Raw genomic sequence first — 24,666 nt, forward strand, 5'->3', positions numbered from 1 at the left:
CGAAGTGAAACCGGGAGGTTAAGGAGCTGAATCTGGCTGCCATCCGCTTCAGCCATCAACGCCTGAAGAGACCTCCTCGACGCGTCGGCCATGTCAGGGTGAGCACGAGGGGGTTCGTGACCATCCAGTACGCCGGGTGGACCCAACCTCTCTCCTTTGCGAGGAGACCCGATCCGTTCTCGCGGTACACGTGGCGCAGCAGCCTGTCGTATGCTGGCCCGCCGCCGACCAACAGCAGCGGAGCAGCAACCACCGCACCGATCCAGACACCACATCGGAGCGCGAGCTGAGGAAATCCACCTATGCGCACCGGATGAGTATGGCTCAGCAGCCGAGGCATCGCAGGCGGGCTTCTGATCGACAGAGCGCCCTGAACGTCACAAGATCAGCGACAGAGCCCGTTCATCCGTACGCAGCCATGCACGTTCACGTGTACGCCGACACCGACCGCCCACTCCGTCATGCGTCGCGCGATGACCGAGTGGAACCGCCTCCAGAACAGCCAGCAACTCAGCGAACCGGTCCTCCTGCGAGGTTCCCGAAGCCAGCTCGCTCAGCGCATACGCCGTGGTCTTGAAGCCGTCTCCGTGGTGGAACTCCGCACCCCACGCACCAAGCCTCACCGAGGTCACCTCACCCAGCCCCAAGCGGTGAGTCCCCCACGGATTAACTGCCACGATCCCGTCAGGACCCACCTGAAGCCGGACCCGGAGAATCGCCCACCAGAAAGAACAACGCAGCGCCGACCGCCAGCCCCGACCACAGCCCGGCCGGACGCGCGGTCTCCACTCCCGGAGAGGAAACCCACTCCGCCCAGCCGATGAACGCCTTCACCCCTACGACCCCTGGGATCACGAAGCCGGCCACTCGAGCCACCCCGCCCACCCGCCACACCGACACCGAGTCCCCACCCTGTTCATCCATGCCCGCATTGTGAGCCACGCAGGTTGACCAAAGACATAGGGGCACCCCCCCGGCTGACCAGCATCTACGGCCCGTCCCGACGAACTCGAACCACCCACCGGAACCGTGGAACCCGGCGCACATCCGACGCGGCAGCCGGGCCATCGGCCTACCCGTCGCCGACCCGACAAGCCGAAACGGACCGCCGGAGAAACCGACGGCCCGTCACGAAAGATCGAGGCTAGAACCCAAGAAATGCTCCGGCGGGGCTCCTGAGCACAGCGAGTGAAGGACGGATTCGAGATTGAACCAGCCCCTTCCAGGCTGTCTAGCTAATCACCGTGAACTCCGGAACTCCATCTAGCCTATTCGGATCATCGAAGGAGCGAAATTCGCCGGCCGACGTAGCGCCGATTCTGGATACGGTAATTCCATGAACGCAGATTCCGCACCAGAAGAGAGCATAGCCGATCTTCTCGATCTCGTCACCGATATAGCGAAGACGGAGACCATCCAATCCACACCTTGGACATTCCACGGCCTCGCCATCAGTAAAACGACAAAGGCTAGCCATCCATCGGTCCCTCTTACTCACTGACCTCCACCTCTCGCGACATAAGTGTAGTAGAAGCTATCTTCGATGCCCCAGGCTGCACTTTCCCTTAGGTCGCCGTCAAGGGTACTCGTCGGCTTGCCGTGTAGCTCGAGCTGCATCACGTGAGTGCGTTCATGTCCGATAGTCCTGACAAGAGTCTCGCCATTCGTGAAGGCGCCAGGGTAGAAGGTCATATGCCCAGTATCTATGTTGGTGTGCCCATACCAGGGCCTACCTACCAGATCGGCATTCCTATCGATACGCCACCTTGTCCCCGCAAGGGAAATGTCTGCAGCCTTTGCGTATTGCTTTACGGATTTCCTGGTCATTGGTACCGCCAGGCTTGAAAATTCCCCAACATTCCCTCCCCTTCTATACAAAAGAGAGGTGAAGGTCTTGCCTGCCGCAACCTCTGGAGCGACTGGACCCAGCGGCGCGGCGGCGACCATTCCGCCCTGATCCACCCCCATCTCGAAGGCGGCCGAGCTCGTGTCGGCTCCGCGGTCAGCGAACTCCTTCGCAGTGGCCTCGCCGGCGCACTCAACGTCTCCGAAGAGCTCAAAGAAGTTACAACCGAACGTGAGCCCTTCTACAATTCCTGTAACGATTCCTGCGCCGTAGTCGTAATCGTCACCCAGGGGCTGGTTGACCCACGTGGTCGTGCACTTGACTCGGTTGCAGGTCAGTTTGTTATGGCCATCCTGGTTTCCTCCGCTTCCGCCAGTGGCAGTTACGGTGCCGGTCGCTTGTCCCGTACCGGTGGTTGCATCCTTCTTCGGAGGTCCGGGCACATGTCCAGGCGTGGTGTTTTCGTATCCGGCTCCAGGTCGTGTCGGGCAGTCGAGTTCGGCGCACATCCCGGTGGGGTCCGACGTGGTTGTGGGGTTGTTGCCGGCGTAGCTGTAGCCGTTCATCGAGCCGGGGGCGTCGGGCGCGAGAAGGGGGTCGACACTGACGAACTGCCCCAGGGTGGGGTCGTATTCGCGGGCACCGATGTGGGTGAGCTTGGTGCTGGTGTCAGTGGGCTTGCCGAGGAAGGTCTTGTCGTCGGGCCAGGTGCCGCTGGTGATACCTCGGGCGCCACCGAAGGGAGTGGTGTAGCGCTTGGTAAGCGCCTGGGCCGTGTCTGCGGTGAGGGAGAGGTTGCCGGTGCCGTGGTGGTCGGCGGCGAGGAAGTGGAGCTTCTCAGTGCCGGTTTCGCTGGTGCGCAGGGCGATGGTGGAGCCGGCCACGCTGTAGTAGCGGTTGGCCCACTTCTTGGTGTCCTTGAGGTGGACTTCGGTGGCGCCGAGGTAGAGGACGGTTTCACCCGTGGTGCCGGAGGCGCGGCGGATGAGGAGTTGGCCGTCGGCGTCGTAGAGGTAGTCCGTGGTGGTGGTGCCTTCGGTGAGCTTGCTGAGCTTGCCTTCGCCGGACCAGGCCAGGGATTGGGTGGTGGTGCTGCCCGCTGTTTCGACGCGGGCGGTGGTGTTGCCGGCGGCGTCGTAGATGTAACGGGTGCTCTCGTCGGCGCAGTTGCCGTCGGTCGTGGTGGCCTTCAGCGCGTGCGTGCGGGGGGCGTTGTAGCAGTAGGTGCGGGTGACCGGGGCGGCGGTGTTCTGCTTCTCCGTGGCCCGCTGGCCTGCGGTGTTGTAGGTGTAGGAGGTCCAGTAGGGGGCGGCTCCGCCGAGGTTGGCTACGGTTCGGCCCGTGGTGGCGCAGTCGGCGGTCTTGGGTGTCCAGGCTTCGGTCAGGCGGCGCTGGCCGTCGTAGGTGAAGCACTGGAAGTCGGCGCCGTTGCCGGTGTTGGCGTGGTCGAAGGTCGAGGTGACGTTGCCTGCGGGGTCGTAGATGTAGGCGGTGTCGCGTACCGCGCCGCGGGTCTGGTCGTCGACGTCCGCGTCGGTGAGGCGGCCGGTGCCTTCCTCGTAGAAGTTGGTGAGGAAGACCTTCCTGGTGCCGACGGCGGTGGAGGTGCCCAGGGTGAGCTGCTGGACCTGGCCGAGGTCGGTGTAGGAGGCGCCTAGCAGGTAGCCGGAGGCGCCGGAGAGGCCGGTGGGCAGGCCGTAGTTGTTGTATGCGGTGCTGACGATCTCACTGGCGAGGCCGCCGCCTGCGGGTTCGGTGGTGCTCTTGATGGTGCCGTCGAGGCGGTAGTCGACCTTCGCGGTGCTCGTAGCGGTGACCGCTCCGGAGGTGACGAGCGGGTCGTCGTAGGGGAGGGTCAGGGTGGTGGTAGTCGGGCGGCTCATGGAGTCATAGGCCGTGACCTTCTTGGTGTATGTCTTGCTGCCGGTCTGGCCCTTGCCGCCGGTGTAGCGGATGGAGGTGTCGGGCAGGCCCTTGAGGAGCGCGTCGTAGGTCCACTCCGCGAGACGGTTGGCGTCGGTGGCGCTGTTCTGCCACAGGCCGGTCTTGCGGCCTATCTCGTCGTATCCGTAGACGAGGACCCGCTTTTCCGCGTCCGTGGTCGTCTGGATCTGGTCGAGATCGGTGTACGACGTGCTCGAGGTGCCCTTGTCGGGGTCGGTCGCGGTGTCCTGGCGGCCGTAGAGATCGTAGGTGTAGGACCACTTGGCGCCGTCGGGCCCGGTGACCTGCTTCTGCTTGCCGTCGCGGAGGTAGCCGTACTTGACCGAGGTGTACGAGGTGTCGACGGCTGCGCCGTAGGCCTTCTCGTCGGGCTGGGCGCCCGCATAGGTGCGGGTCTCGGTGGTGCGGCCGAGGGCGTCGGTGATGGTGCGGGTAGCGGTACCGCCCTGCTGGGCGGTGGTGGCCACCGAGTCACCTGTGTAGGTGGTGAGGACCGGGGCGAACTTCTGCACACCCTTGACGAAGAGGGTGGACTTCACCTGTCGGCCGAGGCCATCGAACTCCTGCCGGACCTCCTGAGGTGCACCACCGTTCTCGGCACGGTCGTAGGAGCTGTTGGGCGCCTTGGTAGAGTCGAAAATGCCCTCGAAGGTCTCGTAGGCGAGGCCGCGTTCGTTGTAGCGGTTCTCGGTCAGGATGCGGCCGCCGTTGGGGGCCGGGGTCTGGGTCTGGAGAGGGCGGAGCAGGGAGTCGAACAGGCTGTAGCTGGTGGCGTAGTTCTGGCCGTCCGCCTTGAGGGTGGAGACCGATGTCCAGGAGGGGTTGTCGGCCTGGTTGATGCCATAGTCGAAGGTGGCGGTGGCGGTGTCGCCGCCGGACTTCGAGCGGTTGGGTGCCCAGGTCGCGGTGATGCGGCCGAGAGCGTCGTAGGTGTTCTCGGTCCGCTTGAGGTTTGCGTCCAGCGTCTGGGTCACAGAACCGCGCGCGGGATCGTAGTAGGTGTAGGTCTTGTGTGCCTGGCCGTTGGCGAGGATCGGCTTGGCGAGGATCGTCGCGGTGAGCGGTCCTGTGGTGGCCGGGACGTAGGCCGTGGTGGTGACCTTGCCGGTGGCGTCGGTCACGGTGAGGGGGCGGCCGAGTTTGGCGGTCGCACCGTCGTAGGTGACCTTGGTGAGCGTCTGCCAGCTGGTGGGGTCCCGGTCGGAAGTGCTGCCGGCGACCACGGCGGGGTAGCCCTTCGCGCGGCCGGTCCAAGTGGGCAGGCCCAGCGTCGGGGTCTGGTCCGCGGTCCAGCCGGTGGCGGCGGTGTCGTCATAGACGGTGGCGGTGTCGACCAGGACGTCGCCGCGCTGGTCCGGGGCCTCAGTGCTGGTGTACTTGTGGGTGATGCTAGTGGGCATCTTCAGCTGGTCGTCCGTCACTGAGCAGGCCTGGCCCACGGTGCGGATGCGGGAGACCAGACTGGTGAGACCCTTGGCGTCGTTGCGGGCGTACCAGGTACGGGTGCAGGTCTCGTCTCCAGCGAGGGAGGAGTCGCCGAGGTTGTCCGAGCGCGTGGCCATGCCGTAGCCGTCAAATGCGTTGCCCACTACCGTGGTGCGCCACTTCTTCGCGGCGGTCAGGTACGTGTTGCTGTAGGTCTTCGCGGTGCGGACGTAGCCGGCGGTGACGTGGGCGTACGACTTCCGCTGGCTGGCGGTCTGCTTGTACCAGAGGTCGTTGACCTGGTTGCCGACCGCGGTGGTGCCGTCGTAAGTGATCCGCTGACGCAGCTGACCCTGATATTGCTCACTGTCGGTGGCGTCGGCGACGGTCACTTCGTCACCGGTGCTGCCGGCGACGTTGTCGATGTCGATGCCCGGGATGGTGACACTGCGGGTCAGCGGATCGCCGTTGGCGTCCTTGGCCTTGAGGCGGTCGCCGTGCATGCCCTGCATGTACAGGCTGACGGTCTTGGAACGGGTAACTCCGACCGGTCCGGTGTAGGCGGTCACCTTGCGGTAGCCCCGCCAGGACGACCAGGTTCGTTCCTTCTCCTTGGTGAAGGGATCGTCGTTGTAGTGCCAGGCCGGGCCCTCGTAGCTGTAGGTGTTTTCCACGGGCAGGTTGCGGCCGCCGGTGTCGGCGGTGCTGACCCCGATCACCCGGTACTTGTTGAACCAGTCCAGCTGCGGGTCACCGCCATTGATCGGCCAATACACCGGATAACACGAGAGGGCGTTGTTGTCCTCAGCCGCAGGCATCTTCGAGCCACGCATACACTCGGGCTCGGACAGGGCGATGGAGGTGACCGCGCCAGTCTCGGAGGTAATGGTGGAGATCCGAGGGCGGGTCAACGGCACGGCATCAATCGTGGGATCGCCGACGTAGTCAGGAGCCTCGACAACTCGGTTCGCGCGCTGCTGGTAGGTGAAGGCGATGGTCGGCAGGCCGATGGTGGTGCCGTTCTGACCGGTCCGCTTCAGCCCGTACAGGGCCCATACCTGGTCGGAGCTGTTGCCGATGTCCTGACCGTCGTACACGTCCTGGGTCAGGGTGTAGGAGTCGACAGGCTTGTAGGCGTCGGGCTCGGCGGCCGTGGACCAGACGTGGGTGTTGATGCTGGTCAGGAGCTTCCGGGTGAAGAACGCCGGTCCGGTGGCCTTGCAGTCCGTCTCGCTCGAGCTGCAGATCGAGTCGAAAGGGACGTCAGGCCAGTTCTTGGCCGTGTCCTCGGTCAGCGTGTCACAGCCGCCGCCGACGTCCTTGCAGCGTTCCTTGTACCCGAAGGTCACCTTGCCCGAGGCGCTGCCGGTGAACAGGGTGTCGGAGCGCTGGCCGTAGCGGATCTCGTTCAGGTAGCCGCCACGGGTGTATGCGGCGAGCTCGGTCTTGTCGCCGTTCTTCGCGTAGTAGTTGGGGTCGGCCGTGTACCAGTAGGTGGAGGCATTGCCGTGGACGTCCTCGACCAGGTCGAGGTTCCAGCGCCATGCCTGCTGCTTGGCCCGGCCGGAGAAGGAGGTACCGGAGGAAAATCCGGGTTCTCCCGCGTCGTCACCGAAGACCGGGACGGTCCATACCGAGTTGGTGCGCTCGGTGTCGGCGCCGTCGAGCTTGTTCAGGCCGAAGGTGTAGGTGGTGCCGTCGCCGGTGACGATCTTCCAGTACTCGCCGGCACCGTCGATGCCGTCGTCGCCCTTGTCGCCGTTGTCGGCGCCGGTACCGTGAATGACGGTGGAGGCGTCGTCGTTCTTCAACCGCCACTTGTTGGTGGTGTCGTCCTTGACCAGTTCGGTGGCCTTGCCGTTCAGGACGAGGGAGGCGTTCTCGTACTTCCAACACTGGTCGTTCTTGTCGGTCTGGCCGTCGTCGTCGCAAGAGCCGTACTTGCGCTCGATGTACGAGGAGGTCAGGTCGAAACCCTCACCGACCAGGGAGCCCTGGTTGTTGGTGTTCGCCGTACGGCCATCGACGCTGCCCGAGTCGTAGGAGATTCCCAGGGACGGTGCGGGGCCTGCTGCAGCCGGGGGGACCGAGATCGGGTAGGACCAGGTGAACGAGCCGGACGAGCCGCCGGCCTCCCAGGACGACGAGCTCGCCAGCGGTGTCGCCTTGTAGTCGCCCGCGCCCTTGTCCGAACCGCCCGTTGTCGTGGCGGCGAGGGCCAGTACCTGCGGAGCGGTGCCGATCCGTCCCAAGCTCGCGGTGACCGTCTGCTTGTCAGCATTGTTCTCCGAGACCATGGGCGTTGTCTCGCGGCACTCCGCCTTCTCGGGAGTGGTGAGCGCACACGCCGGCAGCGACAGAAGGCCCAGACGCGTAGCCCAGGCGCCGCCGATCGCGGAGCCGAAGGAGCTGTAGTCGAACTCGACCTTGGCAGCCCCCGGATTCTGGGCAGCAACGGTGAACAGGACACCGTTGACGCCGGCCGCACGAGTCGCCTTCTGGTCAAGCACCTTTACGGCGGAGGTACCGGACGCGGGGCGCTGCACCAGCCGGTCAGGCCTTGTCGCCTCCGCGCCTCGCACGTCCACCAGTGCGGTGCTCACGGTCGTGGGCTCGGAGTCCAGGTGGCCGGTGAGCGTCTGTGCCTTCGGCCAGTCGCTGTGGGCTCGCTCCTGCGCAGCCCGTTGTGCTAGCCGGCGGTTGGCCGCCCGCTCCTGTGCGGCCTTGGCACGTTCCTTCTTGGCGCCGGGCTCGGTGACGGCGTGCACCTTCACCGCCTTGGACGCGGGGACCTCTGGACGCCCCGGGAGTTCCGCGGCCTGCGCCAGGGGAACCAAAGGTGTGGGTATCGACAGCGCAAGCGCCAAGATGCCGATCACGGCACCTTGGTGTCTGCGCAGACGTGTACGTCTGGACACGACGAAACTGCTCCTTTTGAACTTTTGATCTAGATGAGGGGAAGCAGGAGGTCAGGACGGCGGTCCAGGCCGCCGTCCGTATCTGAAGTCCGGCGTGGGGAGCGTCCGTACGCTCCCCACGCCGTCGGCCGAGGCCGGATATGAAAGGGCCCTCTCGGATCAAGTACCGACGACCATGCCGACTTGATCGGCGTTGCTCAGCGCGCCTGCCCACAGGCGGATGTCGCTGATCTTGCCGGGCAAGAAGCCGGCCCAGCCGCTGCCGGTCCAGCCCTTTCCGACGATGAAGTCCGACCCGACCTCGGCGTGGTAGGCCATCGGAACGCCTTCCTGGTGCGTTCCGGTGTAGAGACTGACTGTCCGCGTGGTTGCATCGAATACGCCTGTCAGCCGGATCACACCGTCGGGAGTGAGGGCTGCCTCGCTCTTCACCGAGCCTGAGCCATCCGAGGACCAGCGGCCAAAGTTCCAACGCCCCACCGGAGTCAGCTCCGTGATCGGCAGTCCGTCCGGACCGAGCACGTCGTTGCCCTTCCCGTCCTTGACGTAAGCCTCCTCCATGCCGGTCTTTTCGAACCAGATACCCCACGAGGAACCCGTCCCCGACTGCTGGCCCAAGATCTGTAGCCGGTCCCCGAAGGTCATGGTCGCCAGTTTCTCCTTGGGTACATCCACCGCAGTGGAGACCGTGAAGGACCCGGTGTCGTCTACCAGCGGGTGAGACGTCGAAGCAGAACCGTCCACACCGTCCAGGACAATGTCCTGTCCGTCCAACGAGGCGCCACCGGTCAGGCTGAGCGTATTGCCGTAGCCGCTGCTGTCCTGCAACACGGAACCCGAACTGCCATCTGGGTTGTACTGGGCGACCAACTCGACGTAGCCCCAGTCCCGCGCGTCCTTCAGCCCGGCCTCAACCGCCACCTCCTCTGGCGACAGCGGACGCTGCCACACGGCGACCTCGTCGATCTCTCCAGGGAAGTAGTCCACATAAGAGCCGTTGAACTTGGCACGTCCGACCTGAAGCCCGCCGGTCGAAGCCCACACTCCAGTGGTGAAGTCGTCGCTTCCCTGCGGGACACCGTTGACGTAGAAGGTGATCTTCTTGGTCGCCGTGTTCACGACGATGCCGAGGTGAGTCCAGGCTTTGGGCTGCGGCGGGTTCAGCGCGTTCACCCGCTGGCCCGAGAGGGGGGCGCTGTCAGCGTCCTTGTCGGGTAGCCGAACGCACCAGGTCCGCACGTCCTGGCAGTAGCTCAGGTGGAAGGCGCTCATCCGGGTACCGTCCTGCGTCACGATCGCTGCGGTACTGGAGCCGGCGGCGTCCAGCCTCGCCCAGGCCGACACGCTATAGGAGGCCTGGGTCTCCACTACCTGCTTGGTGGCCGATGCCGCCCCCTGGCCCGTGGCGGCCAGCGCCAGCGCCTTGTCCTGCGACTTGGACGCGTCGGCTGCGGTCAGTTCGCCCCGACGGCCGTGGTCGGTGCGGATCGCGCCGGTAGCGGTGAGGGTCAGGTTGTTCCGCAGCGTGACGTCGCCTATGGCAGCCGGAGAAGTGTCTACCGCAACGCCGGATGCCTCATCGAAGCTCCAGCGGCCAATCTCCTTTTCTCCCTCCTTCACCAGGAACTTCACTGCCCTCTCACCGACACGCGCCTGAGCGTCCTTGGCCTGAACGTTGAGGATGATCGTGCCGGACACTGGAGGAGTGATAGTCGCGGTGTAGGAGCCGGAGGAGGCAGCCTTCCATCCGCTCCAAGAGGTGTCCGTGGACAGCTTGTACTGATAGTGGGTATTCACGTCGCCCGCGGCCGGACTCAACACGACCGAGCCCGCCTGATCCGGCGCCCCTCCCGGCACGCAGGAGCCTCCAGTCACGCACTCGCTGTACGGGGTCTTGAACGTCACCACGGGGGGCTTGGGAGCGGTGGGGTCCACCTTGAAGTAGCACCAAGGTGTACCGCCGCTGCTCATCGCTCCGGTGTAGGAAGTGTTGGGGAAGGATTGTGTGTAGGCGGTGTAGCGGTAGAGCGTTCCCTCTTTGAGCGCTACGTTCCATTCCTTCAGCTGGCTGACCCAGTCCTTCGCAGCACCGTCGTAGGCGACGTGGTTTGTGGTGGGGGCCAAGGAACCAGTCGTCGGCGGCGGGGCATCGAACCATGTGCCATCCGTGCTCTTGCCGTCGACGTCGTAGTAAACCCGCAGAATGGCGCCGCTTTCACCACCGGCCACCACGCGTGGCGTTGCCGCAAGGATCGGCGTGGTGTCGGAGATCGTGGTAGGCGCTGACTCGGACTTGCTGCAGATCGGTACGGTGCCCGACGTGATGAAGCCGTACTCGGCCGGTGTAGCCGGCTTGCTCATGTACGTGGCCACGAGTACCGCATCGTCGTCGAATCGCTTCCACGATTCCGTGTCCGTCTCGTCCTGTGCCGACAGCCGCAGCGTCAGCACGCTCAGCTTGCCGTCGGCGAACGCCCTTGTGGTCGCCGTCAGGTTCTCGTCCGGCTCGTCCGGGTTGTCGTTGAACGAGATCACGGCACGCGGCTGGGACGGTGAGCACGCTGTTCCCCGGCCTGCTGAGACGTTTCGGTCACCCATGTGGTCCCGGGCGGTCGGGCCCGGCCACTTGGAGGACTGGTAGATGCGGTCGGTGCGCTTCAGGTCGACCCAGCGCGGGCTGCAGGAGAACGACCAGGTCTCCGTCACGCGGAAGGTCGCGTCCAGGACCTGCTTGCCCATGAGCTTCGTGGGCGCGAACTCGAAGTACATGCGGTTCACATAGCCCGAGCCGCAGTAGTACGACACGCCGTTGATCACCGCGCTGCCGCACTTACCGACGCTCATGCCGTTGTCGCCGCCGGAGAAGTTGTAGAAGACGTCACCGTCCGAGGACAGCACCGTCCGCTGCGACTCCTCGAGCTCCACCGACGGGTCGATGTAGAGCGGGAAGTCGTCCGCCTTGGTGTTGGTGACCAGGTCGGCGACAGGCGTGACCGTCAACGAGCCCTGTCCCAGGTCGACATCCATCACCGCGGCTTCGTCGCCGGCCCCCGGCCCTGCCAGCGGGTCGCCCTCCTGGACGGGGGCCACCGGCTCCGGCGCCGCCTCCTCCGAGGAAGCAGACTCAGCAGAGACGCCGGAGATCGCGCGGAATCCCGCGCTCTGCGTGCTCGCCCCCGATACCGGTGGCTCGGTGCCGTCGTCGCCGGCAGAGTTCCACATCCGGGCGGTCGGCGAACGGAACACCACCTGCCCATTGCCGTCCAGAGCCTCGACGCTGCCCACCGCGCCCTCGCGCAGCCGCAGACCGTCCGCCTTCAGGCCGTACTCGATCGACTTGAGCTCCGGCAGTGCCGCAGCCACGGGGTTCTCGACCTCGAGCACCTGGCGGAAGCCCTCGACGGTCGCAGTCAGGATCAGGTTCACGTCCGGCAGAACGTTCTCGTAGACGGCACGCTCACCATCGAGACGCGGCTCAGGCAACCGGCCAGGCCAGCCCATCGACACCGAGCGGCCATCCTGACTAATCGTCACCAGACCTTCGCCCGAACCGCCCCCGGAGAAGGACAGGTCCACCACGGCAGCCCTCGGCCCGACCGATCCGTCCTCACGACGCACCAGCGTCGCGTCCGGCAGCGTCCAGCCGCTCCCGGTATCCACGCGGACCGGGGTGATCGACTTCTCCAGCGTGAGCGTCGCACCGTCCGGGTTCGCGAACACGGTCTCCCGCTCCGTCCGCTCCCCCACGACCTCCACCCGGTCACCCGAGGCAGCGGCCTCCTTCAGCGCCTGCTCCGACTCGGTCAGGGCGGTGGCGGGAGTCTCATCCGCCACCGCCGCGCCGGCTGTCCATCCCGGCGCTACACCCGCCACCAGCAGCCAGGCGGCCGCCAGGGCGAGAACACGCCCGCTTCTATGGGCGCGCCCAGCGCGTCCCGATCTCATGTTCATTCCCCACCCGCAGCTACACCGGACGCGAAGCGCGCACGGTCCGGCATGACATGTGACCCACATGTCATGCAACGTGAAGATCGACAGCTTTATGTGATCTACCTGTGCCCGGGATCCAAAGCCCAAGGGAGGGCCCTGTCAATGCACTTGACCTGCATAAATACCTCGCAGCGGTGAGCATGGATCAGACATCCCTGACGTATCGGCATAGGCAAATCGGTCGCATGCCTCATTCGTGAGTGACGGACGTCATATAACTTCTCGGCATCCCGGGGAACTGTTTGTCATGTCGCACCGCACAGCGGAGACCACAGCCTGTCACCATTCTCGTCAGCCCCGTCGTCCTCGCCAGGCAACAGCACGAGGGCCGGACGCGGACGGCCGAGACGGCGGCTTGTCACCGCCCTCCCCTCGGGAGCGGACGACGCGACCGTCCGCCAGCAGGGGCGGCCCGCTGCTGCGGTGGGGTGGTGGGCAAGTGGGTGATGCCCAGCGCGGAGTCCCTCGCTGAGAGGGCCTCATCGCGCTCAGCGATCGCCTCGGCCCTCTCCTTGGCCAGCTGTTCGATCATGAGCGCGTAGGTTCCGACGAGCTCGGCAAGTTTCCGCTTCTCCATACGCGCCTTGGCCAGTTCCTCGCCGAGCTTGTCGCTCTCGGCCTTGGCTTTCTTGACGGGCTCGCTCTTGTGCCGGGCGGCCTTGAATTCCGCCTGGTACTTGGCCATGAGCCTGTTCGGGTACTTGGGCCAGGGCGTCGTCCACGCCGTCGATTGCTCGGAGGCCGCCCGGGTGGGGACGCCGCCTTCTTGGCCTTGGCGCGGGTCTGCGGCCGGCCCCGCTTCTTAACCTCGCGTTCTCTGCGGTCGCTCGTGGCGCGGTCTCTTGATCCACTCCTTGGCGTACCGCTCGACGGTGCGCTGTGTGATGCCGAGCGCGGCCACGGTGGACTTCGGGCACGCGCCGCTGGCCACGGACCGCTCCTGGGCCTGCCCATTTGGCCGTAAGTCGACCTACCGGGCCCGCAAATTACCACCAGCCATCCATACGGCTACCTATGACCACGTCGGCGCCCAGGGCGACCTGGTCAGCTACGGCGGGCCGACGCCGAGCTACACAGCCTGTGGCCGGCCACCTGGGCCGGGCGCCCGGAGAGCAGTCCCGGGAGGTCCGAGGGGCCGCGGCGGTGAGGACGAACGGGATGAAGGGAAAGCCAGGACGATTACCGTAGCGGCCGTCCGTCAGACGAGCCCAAGTGGCCGATCGATGGCGTTGCGGCGCAACGGGTCCAGGGACTCGTCGATGCGCATCAGCCAGTCGTAGGTGCGTACCTCGATCCTCGAGCGCCGAGCATGCAGCTCCCGAATCTCGGCGGCCGCATCGGCGGCGTCCTCGCGGGCTATGATGATCAGGCCGGGGACCTCGGCTGTGATGCCTGGAAGGCCGAGTCCGTCGGCGCTGCGTGCGGACCGGGCGTAGTGCAGGTTACTCGACAGCCACTTGCGCCAGTCCTCGATCTGGTCCACTGCGTGCCGAAGGGTCGTCGATCAAGAAGGGCCTGCCGCTCTGCCTCATCGGTGACTCGGGAACCGGCAAGTCGCACCTGCTGATCGCGCTCGGCACCGAGGCCGCGATGGCCGGCCACCGGGTCAAGTACGTGCTCGCGACGAAGCTGGTCAACGAGCTGGTCGAAGCCGCCGACGAGAAACAGCTGACCAAGACCATCGCCCGCTACGGCCGCGTCGACCTGCTCTGCATCGACGAACTGGGTTACATGGAACTCGACCGCCGCGGCGCCGAACTGCTCTTTCAGGTGTTGACCGAACGCGATGAGAAGAACAGCGTCGCCATCGCCTCCAACGAGTCGTTCGGCGGCTGGACCAAGACCTTCTCACCGACCCCCGCCTCTGCGCGGCCATCGTCGACCGCCTGACCTTCAACGGCACCATCATCGAGACCGGTACCGACTCCTATCGCCTCGCCAGCACCCGGGCACGGACCGAAGCACCTGCCAAGGCTGGCTGACCGCTGAATGCCGTGATGGTCTTCCCCTAGAAGGGCGGAGGACCATCACGTTGGCAGGGGACATCCGGCGTGAGCATTTCGTGGATGCAGCGACGCAGCCCGCTGCCGTAGTAGTCGACCGGTTTGAGCCACGGCACCCGCTGGAACAGGTCGCTGCATTGGTCGGTACTCGGGTCGGTCAGGAGGGCTCGGAGCTCGTCGGGGACGGGGTCGCCGACCAGGCACAGCCAGGCGAGGCCGGCGCCGATGCGGATCTCGGACGATCGGCCGGGATCCGACCACAGCTTCTGGGCCCACGACGGAGCATTTTCATCCTGGTGTTCGCGGGCGAGCTGGGCGATCGCCAGGATCAAGCTCACACGGACCACCGGATCGTCTTCCACCGCCAGCCTGCGGTGCAGGGCTGAGGAGACGCGCTGAATCTCGCTGGTCGCTGCTGCCAAGACGAAGGCGGTCGCGGAGCGAACATCGGGATCGGCATCGAGGAGAAGAGGGAACAAAAGGTGCAGGTCGTCCGTGATGGCATCGCGAGCAGCCTGGACCGTCCAGTGCGTCGGACACATCGTGGTGCCCTCCGCCTCCAACGGATCCTCGGCGACTTGGAGAAGACCTTCGCGTGTTCCGTCCCCGAAGTGCTGGCATCGCCCGATCTCGGCGACCAGGCGCAGGGTGTCCGCCCGGAGCCCGGGAAGCCCGGTAGCCGCGATCCGGAGCAGGAACGGTACTGCCAGGGCTCCCACCGCGATCGTGCTGCCCTGATGGTGGAGGTTTTCCCACAGTTCCCCCAAGGCCCGACCGGCGGCTTCGGCGTCTCCGGAGGCGAGCGTCCCGAGGCGACCGGGAACTTCCTCGCCAGGTCCGTAGAAGTGCGGGAACCGCTGCCAGGGGATCTCGTCGTACTTGAACCCGTCCTTGACTTCTTGCGGGATCGCTCCCACGACCGTCCGCATGTCAGCATCCGTGCCTGCCCACGGCTCGGGCCACCTGGCCCAGCGCTCATCGTCCATGGTCTGGCCTTCCGGTTCACCGACACCATCCGAACCCCGGGAGTCTAACGACCGATGATCAAGAGCGCGGTCCGCCGCTGCCACACTCCGACGGCACCGCACCACGGTGACGTCATTTCTCGTGAGCATCTACAGCATTGAAGATCGCCAACTGCTGCCCAGACTACTGATCAAACGCTGCTACTTCACGTGAACGAAGCCAGCCTCCCTGCGGGCTGCCGTCCAGGCGCTCGCTCCAGCTGGCAGGGAGCGTCATTCCAAGTGCGTGATATTCGGAGCTGGGGGCCGCACCCAGTCGCCGACTGGCGGACGGCGCGGCACAAATCCGGTGACCGCCTCCGAGGCGCTTGATCGGCTGTCCGTAAGCTGGGATATCTTCCTGGCGCGGCACGTTGAGACTCTTCTCCGTGCCGCGTAAGGGAGGGAATCCATGCGCAACACTCTGCTCCGGCGCGCGGCCGCGTTGGCCACGACGCTGGGGCTCACATCGCTGGGGCTGCTTGGGGCCGGCGCGGCGCCCGCGCAGGCGGCGACCAGTGACTGCCCCCAGGGCTACTTCTGTGGCTGGGCAAACACCGACGGCACGGGCTCGATGTTCAAGACGAGGACGAGCGTGCCCGCCCTGGGGAGCTGGGACAACAAGATCCGGTTGCGATACAACCGCACCGGCTTGAACGCCTGCATGTACGACCAGCAGAACTACGGACTCGCGGGCGGGTACTCATGGGATACCCCTGCCCAGTCCTATCCGACCAGCGGCGGTAGCGCTGAGATCAGCTCCATCAAGCTCGTACCCACGCTGCGCGAGTGTGAGGCGGAGCCGTATCCCCACTGGGAGACTGCGACGTCGCCGAAGGTCGGCGGGTTCGGCGACATGAACGGCGACCGGCGCGCGGACGCCGTGCTGCGTGACGAGGCCGGGCGTCTGTGGTTCATGCCCGGCGACGGCACCGGGCGTCTGATCGGCTCGGGCGGCTGGAAGGCGTTCGACGCCCTCGTGCGGCACGGTGACTTCAGCCGTGACGGCCGCGAGGACGTGATCGCCCGGGAGAAGGCCACCGGCAAGCTGTGGCTCTACCCGGGCACCGGCAGCGGGGGCCTCGGTGCGCGCAAGCTCATCGGCACCGGCGGCTGGAACTCTCTGGGCCGGCTCGCCGCGTTCGGCGACCTGTCCGGCGACGGTCGCTCCGACCTCCTTGCCGTGGAGAAGGCCACCGGCAAGCTTTGGCTCTACCCCGGAACGGCTTCCGGAGGCCTCGGTGCGCGCAAGCTCATCGGCACCGGCGGCTGGAACAGCTTGAACGCCCTCGTCGGCGCCGGCGACATGACCGGGGACAGCCGCGCTGACCTCATTGCCCGGGAGAAGGCCACCGGCAAACTGTGGCTCTACCCCGGCACGTCGGCCCGGACGCTCGGTGCGCGCAAGCTCATCGGCACCGGCGGCTGGAACTCCATGCAGCACATCTTCGCCGTCGGCGACACCTCCGGCGACGGACGACCCGACCTGCAGGCGTCCGGCAGTGGCCGGCTCTACGAGTACCAGGGGCTCGCCGGGGGCGGCCTGCGCAAGGTCGATAACTACAACTACTCCTGGTGGGCTCTGGAAGGCGCCACCGCCTTCTGATCCGCCCCTGAACGGCCGGTGCGGGCGAACCTGCCCGGGACCGGACCGGTCCCGCTCCGCCATGTGTCCGGGCAGACCGCGGGTGCGGTCTGCCCGGACACAATCGTCACGGTGCCGCGGTGTAGTGCACGACCGTGGCCTCGCAGGCCTCCGCGTACACCTTCAGCGCGTTGGCCTCGCCCTGGTCCGCGGCGAGGCCCCAGCGCAGCTTGGTGGCGGTCCACTCGCCGATGTAGCGGCAGTGCGCCTCGGGTAGCGGCGGCATCCACTCGGCCGGGTCCCGGTCCGCCTTGGCCCGGTTCGACCGCGCGGTGACCGCGACCAACGAGGTGGCGACGTCCTGGTCGTTGGCGTACGCCTCGCGCCGCGGTCCAGGCGCTGGCACAGCTGGCAGGGAGCGTCATTCGAGATGAGCGGTATTCCCCGAGCGTCGACGTCCACTGCTGCGGCTCCGTACTTGTCGGGGGACGGGCGTCGTGGTCGGTTCTGCCGGAGGTGTCAGTGCTGTCCGGCATAGTGCCGGGTGTCGTGCCGCTGCTGGAACGCCTCCTTGACCACCAGCGGAACTTCGACGCCATCGGCCTCGCCAGCCGGATCGAACCTCCCGCCACTCCCGTCCTGCCGCGCCTGCGACAGATACTGAACGAGCAGACGGAGATCAATGCACGGAACGAGCAAGCCGATGCGGCCGTACTGAACGTGGGGAACGCGTGGACTCTCGTCCACACCGCATCAGCACTGTGGGACATAGCCGGAGACAGCGAGGCCGACACCGTTGTGTCGGCGCTGCTGAATGCCTGGAAGGACAACGACTCCACCGCACCCGATGTCCTGGCCTGCCCGAACCGCATGGGCCAGGCCGCACGCCCTGCCCCGCCCCGGATCCAGACGTCGCTCGCACAACCGCACCGAGGCAACGACCCTTGGAGTGATGCAGTCGCTCCCGACCTGGGGATCGAGCGCATCTGCCGTTACCTCGTGGCGCGCCTGCGAGACCTCTCGGAACCTGCGCCGGCCGGGGAGGAATAGGCACCGCCGCGTCGGTGTGCAGGGCGCGAGCCAAGCCCCGCACACCGACGAGGGCTAAGCGACGGGGGTGTGGCGGACGACCGTGGTCTCGCAGGCCTCGGCGTACACCTGCAGCGCGTCGCTCCGCGACGGCACCTTCTACGAACCGCAGCCGTCGGCGTCAGTCACCTGACCGGCGGGTTTGCGAGGACAACCACTCGATCAGCCTCGACATCGAAGCCGAGTACCGGATGGCCATAGTCGCCTTCCGGGTCCATCAGTACCGGCTTACCCAACCGCCGTCCGAGCTCCCGAAGGAAGCCGCAGAACACATCAAGTCGATCCTGGCCCTGCAACTCCCGCAGGTCGACGTCGAACTCGACTTCACCGTCGGCATAGAAGCGGAAAATCGCCAGCACATCGGCAGACGGCCAGACCCTCAGGTCCGGGCACTCGGCATCTGCCGGGCGGGACAGCACGGCCTCCGCCCGAGGCACCGGAAGCACCGCCTCTCCCTCGGAGTACTGGCACTTCCACGCCTTCTCCGCGACAAGATCGAGGACCGCCTGCCAGTCCTCCACCGAGGCATTCGGGACACGCACGTCCGGCAACGACCCCATCAACTCCGGGTCGAAGAAGCACTTCACGTCATCCCACAGCAGATCGGTCACCCCGCCATGCTGCCCAGCTCGCCGACCCATCGCACCCCCGTTTCCCTTGACCAAAAGACATAGGGGCACCCCCCGGCGCCGGGCCGGAGGGGGGGTGGGTCAGGCGCTGAGGAGCTGGTTTCCGGTGCGCTGCCAGTACCAGGCCGGGGCGCGGTCCGCGCGGCACTCGTAGGTGCCGTAGGCGATGAACTTCTCCTCGTCGTCGCAGACCAGGTAGCGGGCGTCCGGGATGAATTCCAGCGTCTTGCTGTCGGCGGGGAGATCCTTGAAGCACTGGACGCGGTGGGGGCGGTTCATGGACCAGTAGACGTCGCCGCGTTCGAGGTCGGTGTAGCGGACGCTCACGGTGTCGCCGGGGCGGAGCTTGCACAAGAGGCGGACGCCGAGGGTGGCGCAGATGTCCTTGACCCGTGCATAGAGGACGTCGAAGGCGTCCGGGGCGATGCCGAGGACGCGGTCGGTCTCGCCGCTCGGGCCGGTGAAGTGGACGGCGCCCCGGACGTCGAGGTCGCCGAAGCCGTAGCGGGCGGCGAGGTGCTGCGCCACGGTGTTGGGGGCGCCCGGGTCGCCGGGGCGGTAGTGCATGTCCGTCTCGGCGTCGAGCGGGACGGTGGTATAGGTGCTGGGGCCGGAGAAGAGGCCGGTGAGCTCCCACTCGACGTGGGCGTCTCCGAAGGACCACGCCACGAGGTGGTCTGGGGGGGAGCGTGCCAAAGCAGCTGAATTCGTGCGGGTTGGTGAAGTCCAGAGGCATGCGGATCTCCAGGTTGTGTGGGTCTCCGGTGTGGTCGACTGCCACCGCCGGGCCATACCCCTCATGCATCACCTTCGGGAGATCCTTCGGCCCTGTTTTCGCTGCTCAGGCCTCGATTCCGCCCGCTGGCCGCACCACGCAGAACTGGCCTCGCCCGTACGGGCGAGGCCAGTGGATTGCCGGCGTTCAGGCATCGGCGCGGCCGCTGCGGTCAGCTGGTGGAGGGCGTCGAGCGGCTGCTCGGCTCGGGCCAGCCAAGCAAGGCGGGCGCGCTGTTCGCCGATGCTGCGGCAGCCGGCGAGCGGCTGCAGGGTGTCCGGGCGCAGCTGCGTGACGGCTTGGACGTAGGCGCGGCCGCCGAGGGCGACGACCGGGCGCGGTCCGGGGAGGATGCCGAGCTGTGCGGCCTGGGTGGCGAGCCGCTCGGGCGTGACGGAGCCGGGCTGGCCCATGCGCAGTTCGTCCGGGAAGAGCGCCTCATCGAGGGTGACGAAGCCGTTCTTCGCGGAGAGGACGACGCCGGTGGCGCCGGCGAGGCGCTCAGCCGCCTGTCGGCACAGGAGGTGATAGCTGCCGGTGTAGAGCTGGCGGGCGGGCAGGGCCGTCCTGGTGGGCGTCTGGGCGCCGCTGCAGGGGGAAGCGCGCGGGTTCGCAGATTCTTGCGCGGCACCGAGCGGGAACCCGTGCGCGGGTTGCGGGATGCCACCGGTTCACGCGCGGGTTGTCGTAGCGGGTAGCCACCGCCCGGTGCTGCTTGAGCCTGTGATGGCGCGCTCGACAGTGTTGCGCTTCTGGTACCGCTCTTCGTCAAATCCGGGCGGCAGCCCGCCGCGTGAGCCTTTGCGCAGGGCGGGCAGCCTGGCTGTCGGTCTTTTCCGGGATCGTGGGCCGGATGCCCCGGCGCCGCAGGTAGTTCCGGACGGGCCCGTTGCTGTATGCCTTATCGGCAGCGACGCTGTCGGGCTTCTTGTGGGGCCTGCCCGACCCCGACTTCGGGACGCGGGTCTTCTCAAGGACCGGCTTGAACTGGGTGGAGTCCGCCCGCAGGCCTGGTGTGACGATCAGAGACAGCGGGCGGCAGCGGCCATCCGCGCTCAGGTGGAGCTTGGTGGAGAACCCGCCCCGCGAGCGGCCCAGGCCCTCACCTCCTGCACCACCTCCACCAGGCGGGGGTGCAGGCTTTCCACGGCGTTTCGGCCTGATGTTCTGGCTCTTTGGCCCCCTTTGGGCCGGGCGTCGGCGGCGGGTTGGTGCGGGCACCCGCCGCGTGCTGAGGCGCACGAACGATGGTTGAGTCGACCGAGACGTCCCAGTCGATCTCGCCTGCGGCGTCGGCCGCGGCCTGAACCTGCTGGAGCAGACGCTCCCACGTCCCGTCAGCTGACCACAGCCCGTGCCGTTCGTAGATTTTCTTCCAAGGCCCGAACCATTCCGGCAGATCAGTCCCGGCGGACCGGCGGTGCGAACACCTCGGAAGCGAACTCCTCCAACCGGCCCCGCACCGCCGCAAGCGCCCCAGCCCTCATACAGCCAGCGAACTACCAGACCCCGACACGACAAGAGCAGCTAACAAAGCACTGCTAGTGCATGACCTTCCCGGGTGATGGAACGTTGGTGCTGCGCCGGAGCTGGTGCCCTCACCCGCGCTCGCCCGCGCCGGCCTGTGACTGGACCCAGGCCCGCGCCCCCTCAATGTCGTCAGACCGAAGCAAAGCGGGCACTGCGTACCCGCGTTGTGTCACCCCGACACGATCGTACGAGGCGGCGGCAGGGCATACCTCGCTAAAGGCACCAGCGGCCCACCTCGGCCAACCGATACCCCTGGTCAACCAGAAGAGTGCGGTCGACCCTGAGGCCCGGGATGTGAGCATCGTCCTGCCGGGCGGAGCCTGAGAGGAGTGATCACGGTTCTCGACCGGTGCGGCGGGGCCAGCGCAGGGTGAGGCGCATCCGGCGGCGGCGGGCCGACGCAGGCCTGACTGGCGGAGGGTCGACGGGGTCCGGCGGTTCGGTGCGCAACTCAGCGACGCCCAAGTCCTCCGCGAGCAAGAGCAGCACATCCAGTTCCAGCCGGTCCAGCGCGTCCACAGCCGTCCACAAGTCGATGGCGAAAGCCCGTGCCGTGAGGCGTTGGGCTGCCCTGGGGTCGGCCGCGTTGGCCAGGTGGGCCAGGGTTCGGGCTTGGATCTCCGGGCGGGTGATCCGGTCCGCGAGCTCCTCCGCCCGCTCGGGCTGTCCCGTCTCGGCCGCTGCGCGGGCGAGCCCCGCGAGCAGTTCCTCGTTCTCGTGCGAGCCCGCCGCCTCAAGTGCGTCCTCGATTTCAGCGGCGAGCGCGGCAGCCCGTCCGTGATCCCCGATCCAGGCGATCGCCTCGGTAACCACCGCCAGCGTGCGTATCCGCACCGACGTTCCGTCGACGGGGCGGGCCAGCGCCCTGTCGCCGCCGATGACCACGACGACCTGCTCCTGGTCTCCCGTCCCGTTGATCGTCTCGATGAGAGATGCCAGGGTACGTCCCCGATCGTGACGTCCGCCGATGCTGCGGGCCACCACCTCGGCCTCGTCGACGAGCGCAGTGGCTCGGCTCACCTGGCCGCTGCGGGCGGCTGCCCGCGCCACCGCCGCCAGTGCCCGGGCCCGTAGCGCGAAGTCCTCGATCACGCGGGCGACGCGCTCGGACTGGTCGACGCCACCGGTGTCGGCGACAACCTCGGCCAGGGCGAGCACGCTCGACTCGTTCAGGTCCTCGCCCGCTTCGGGGATGCCGGCCAGAAGCCAGTCCATCAGTTTGATCGCATCATCGCGGTCGCCAGATGCCTCTCTCATGCCGGCCATCGCGGCCATGGCCAGCATCCGCGGGCGCAACGTCTCGATCCTGAGAATGATCTCCACGGCCCGCTCCACGGCCCCCGCCTCGAGGACGGCCTCGGCGACGAGGGCCAGTACAGCGTCGCGCTGGCCGCTCACGTTGTCGATGGCACGGGCGATGGCCTCGGCACGATCGCAGTGCCCCGCGTTCGCCGCGGCCCTGGCCACAGCTCTCCGCGCGGCCACTGCACGGGCGGGGTCGTGCACCGTCCCGGCGATGGCCAGGGCCCAGTCGAGGTCTCCCGATCGGGCCGCCACGCCGGCCAAGGCCGCGAGTTCCACCTGGTGATGCACGGGGGACCGGACCGCCCGGGCCACTTCCTGGGCCTCCGACACCAGATCGAGCCCGCGTCGGTGGTCACCCGACCGCACGACCGCCTCGGCCACTGCAGCCAACGCCCGCGCCCTGGACGCCGCGTCGGGGTTGACCCGGGCAAGTGCCTCGGCACGGCCGTGGTCGCCCGCCCGGGCTACGGCACCGGTGACGACGGCCAGATCGCCTCCCACCTGGAAGGTCGGGCGGTCGTCGGAGCCGTCGACGAGTCCGACGACAGCCTCGGCCGTGAGCTCGGCCGCACGATCCGGGGCCCCAGCGGCGGCCATCGCCTCGATCACCGCTGCCATCGGAGGCTGAAGCCAGACTCCGCTGACCGCGCGGGCTGCGGCCTCTGCCTCAGCAGCCGACCGGTATGCCGAGGTCAGGTCGCCGCTGCGGGCCACCGCCCGCGCCACAGCGGCAAGGGCCTTCGCCCGCCGCTCAGGGTCATCAATGGCGCGGGCCGCCGCCAGGGCGTCGTCGTGCTCGCCGGCCGCGGCCAGCGCCTCGGCCAAATCGGCGTCGAGCCACCATCTCCCGGCAGCGGCCTCCGGATCGTCGGCGAGCGCCCTGATCTCGCGAACCAGCTCAGCGGCGCGCCGCCGGTCACCTGCCGCAGCTGCGTCCGTTGCCATCGTGGCCCAGCAGGACGCCCGGGTAAGGGCGTTGTCGATCCGGCGGGCCGCCCGAACAGCTGCATCGGCCAGCTCAGCGGCCCGATGCCCGTCGCCGTCCCTAGCGGCTGCTGCGGCAACCGCCGAAAGCGCCTTGGCCCCCTCGTCCGGTTCAGTGATGCTCCGTGCGATGGTCTCAGCGAGCGTCCGGTTGCCGGCTTCGGCCACCTCCCTCGCCACCCCGGCGAGCGCCCTCGCCGAGCTCCCGCTCCACATGGACTCGGCCAGCGCCCGGGCCCGGCCGACGCGACCGAGCAGCGCCCAGACGACGGGCACGTCCAGGGGCAGCGAGGCGTTACGTTCCGACAGGCGCATACGGCACAGGGCGATTTTGGTCAGATCGGGCAGGTTCGGGCTCGCGACGGCGAGGATAGCGTCTTGAGTCGCGGTGAGTTCGGCGAGGGCGGTGGCGTCGCCGCCGGTGGTGTCGAGCAGCCAGGCGTGGCGGCCCGGGTCGAGCGCGAGGTCGAGCATCATGGGGATGTCGCCGTCCGCGCGCAGACTGCGGAAGTAGCCGAGCAGCAGGTAGCCGGGGGTGTGCGCGTCCCAGCCCCTTCCCCGGTGCCCGTCCACCCAGTTGTGCAGGCGCCGACGGTAGTCGACCAGCCGGTCTCCAGCGAGGCAGGTCACCGCCTCCTGCTGCAGGTCCTCGTGGGCCAACAGGTAGACGTGCTCAGGCCGCTCCGGTCCGTGCCGGACCAATGCCGGGCGCTGCTCGAAAGTTCGGCCGGACACCGTTTCCAAGGTCTCAGCGATCTCCCACGGGTCGCGGGTGCCGGTGAGTTCCACCAGGTCCTGGACGGACAGACCGCCGCCGGCCGCCGTCAGCAGGCCCAACAGGTCCTGCTGGGTGGGTGTGCCGGTCAGCAGCCGTTTGAGTTCCCGCTCGGCGGCGTCACGGATGACCTCGGCGTCCCGGGACGGCTCCAGGAGCCGTACGGCTGCGGGCTCGCGCAGCGGGTGATGGTCGGGCACGTCGCCGGGCAACGGCGGTGCAAGGCGTCCGGCCACGATGACGCGCATCCCCGCGGGAGGATGGGCCGGGAGCAGTGCGGCGATGCTGTACGCGTCGGGGCCGGTGGTCACCCCCAGGTCCTCGTCGAGCCCGTCCACGACCAGGACGAGCCGCGCCCCCTGTTCCCGGCAGACGGTGGCCGCGTCGTCGAGCAGCGCGAGTAGGTGCGCGGCGCGGGTCGCCCCCGTCAGATGCGCGGGCACTGGCCTGCCCAATAGCGCCGCGAGCTGCTCCATGACGACGTCGGTGAACGCCTCGCGGTCGCTCTGCCCGGCAAATCGCGCGGTGACGAAGAACGAGACGACGTGCACGCCTTGCGGCGGGTGGAGCACGAACCAGGACAGCAGGGCCGACTTGCCAGCCCATGCCTTCGCCCGCCACCATCGGTACGCGCTCCCGCCGGAGCGGGTGCAGAACTCGGCCAATTCGGCGAGTTCCGCCTCCCGGCCGAGGAGTCTGTCCGGTGCGATCGACCGCACCTGGTAGAGGTAGGCCGACCGGGCCGCGGCCGGTCCGCCGGCCAGCAGATTGATTTGCAGACCCCCGTCCCCGACCTGTAACCCTGACACTCCTCGGGCGTCGATGCGGGCGGGCTGGCCGTCGTGGCTGTCCACCGACTGCGCC

The 24,666-nt window shown here is 67.5% G+C and carries 13 protein-coding genes and 2 pseudogenes; 3 read left to right on the forward strand and 12 right to left on the reverse strand.

Going from position 1 to position 24,666, the window contains the following annotated elements:
- Positions 1-1,494: 1,494 nt before the first annotated feature.
- The 5 genes from J7E93_RS35665 to J7E93_RS35680 form a co-directional block, all read right to left on the reverse strand.
- On the reverse strand, positions 1,495-8,094 hold the full coding sequence (locus J7E93_RS35665) for an RHS repeat-associated core domain-containing protein (RefSeq protein ID WP_308368917.1): 6,600 nt from the start codon (positions 8,092-8,094) through the stop codon (positions 1,495-1,497).
- Positions 8,095-8,292: 198 nt separating this feature from the next.
- Positions 8,293-12,078 carry a LamG domain-containing protein gene (locus J7E93_RS35670; protein WP_215074191.1) on the reverse strand — a complete coding sequence of 1,262 codons (3,786 nt, stop codon included), beginning with the start codon at positions 12,076-12,078 and terminating at the stop codon, positions 8,293-8,295.
- 403 nt (positions 12,079-12,481) lie between these two features.
- The gene (locus J7E93_RS35675; RefSeq protein ID WP_215074192.1) at positions 12,482-12,808 is read right to left on the reverse strand and encodes a hypothetical protein; all 327 of its coding nucleotides are present in this window, start codon (positions 12,806-12,808) and stop codon (positions 12,482-12,484) included.
- A 117-nt stretch (positions 12,809-12,925) separates the two neighbouring features.
- Positions 12,926-13,054: a hypothetical protein gene (locus J7E93_RS37645; RefSeq protein ID WP_308368921.1), complete on the reverse strand. Its 129-nt coding sequence runs from the start codon at positions 13,052-13,054 to the stop codon at positions 12,926-12,928.
- 267 nt (positions 13,055-13,321) lie between these two features.
- On the reverse strand, positions 13,322-13,606 hold the full coding sequence (locus tag J7E93_RS35680) for a hypothetical protein (RefSeq protein ID WP_215074215.1): 285 nt from the start codon (positions 13,604-13,606) through the stop codon (positions 13,322-13,324).
- Positions 13,607-13,632: 26 nt separating this feature from the next.
- Here J7E93_RS35680 and J7E93_RS35685 point away from each other — a divergent pair.
- Positions 13,633-14,105: pseudogene (locus J7E93_RS35685) on the forward strand (ATP-binding protein); the annotation flags it as partial.
- A gap of 26 nt (positions 14,106-14,131) precedes the next feature.
- On the opposite strand, the gene J7E93_RS37650 reads toward J7E93_RS35685, so the two are convergent.
- Positions 14,132-15,055: a hypothetical protein gene (locus tag J7E93_RS37650; protein WP_251067553.1), complete on the reverse strand. Its 924-nt coding sequence runs from the start codon at positions 15,053-15,055 to the stop codon at positions 14,132-14,134.
- A 487-nt stretch (positions 15,056-15,542) separates the two neighbouring features.
- Here J7E93_RS37650 and J7E93_RS35695 point away from each other — a divergent pair, with 487 nt between their 5' ends.
- Entirely contained in the window at positions 15,543-16,736 is a 1,194-nt protein-coding gene (locus tag J7E93_RS35695; RefSeq protein WP_215074193.1) for an FG-GAP-like repeat-containing protein, read from the forward strand.
- Between the two features lie 106 nt (positions 16,737-16,842).
- Here J7E93_RS35695 and J7E93_RS35700 read toward each other — a convergent pair.
- Positions 16,843-17,103, reverse strand: a pseudogene (locus tag J7E93_RS35700) (HNH endonuclease); the annotation flags it as partial.
- Positions 17,104-17,264: 161 nt separating this feature from the next.
- Between J7E93_RS35700 and J7E93_RS35705 the strand changes: the two are divergent.
- Entirely contained in the window at positions 17,265-17,765 is a 501-nt protein-coding gene (locus tag J7E93_RS35705; protein WP_215074194.1) for a hypothetical protein, read from the forward strand.
- Between the two features lie 164 nt (positions 17,766-17,929).
- Here J7E93_RS35705 and J7E93_RS35710 read toward each other — a convergent pair whose 3' ends face one another.
- The 5 genes from J7E93_RS35710 to J7E93_RS35730 form a co-directional block, all read right to left on the reverse strand.
- Positions 17,930-18,415, reverse strand: a complete 486-nt coding sequence (locus J7E93_RS35710) for a hypothetical protein (protein WP_308368918.1) — start codon at positions 18,413-18,415, stop codon at positions 17,930-17,932.
- Between the two features lie 99 nt (positions 18,416-18,514).
- Entirely contained in the window at positions 18,515-19,102 is a 588-nt protein-coding gene (locus J7E93_RS35715) for a hypothetical protein (RefSeq protein ID WP_215074196.1), read from the reverse strand.
- A gap of 135 nt (positions 19,103-19,237) precedes the next feature.
- Positions 19,238-19,870 (reverse strand): DUF6884 domain-containing protein, encoded by a 633-nt coding sequence (locus tag J7E93_RS38475; RefSeq protein ID WP_374105478.1) that lies wholly within the window; start codon positions 19,868-19,870, stop codon positions 19,238-19,240.
- 106 nt (positions 19,871-19,976) lie between these two features.
- Entirely contained in the window at positions 19,977-20,450 is a 474-nt protein-coding gene (locus tag J7E93_RS38480) for a transposase (RefSeq protein ID WP_215074198.1), read from the reverse strand.
- 621 nt (positions 20,451-21,071) lie between these two features.
- Positions 21,072-24,656 (reverse strand): hypothetical protein, encoded by a 3,585-nt coding sequence (locus tag J7E93_RS35730; RefSeq protein ID WP_215074199.1) that lies wholly within the window; start codon positions 24,654-24,656, stop codon positions 21,072-21,074.
- Positions 24,657-24,666: the final 10 nt, after the last annotated feature.

Origin of the sequence: Streptomyces sp. ISL-36, assembly GCF_018614205.1 — a bacterium.
Lineage (GTDB): Bacteria > Actinomycetota > Actinomycetes > Streptomycetales > Streptomycetaceae > Streptomyces.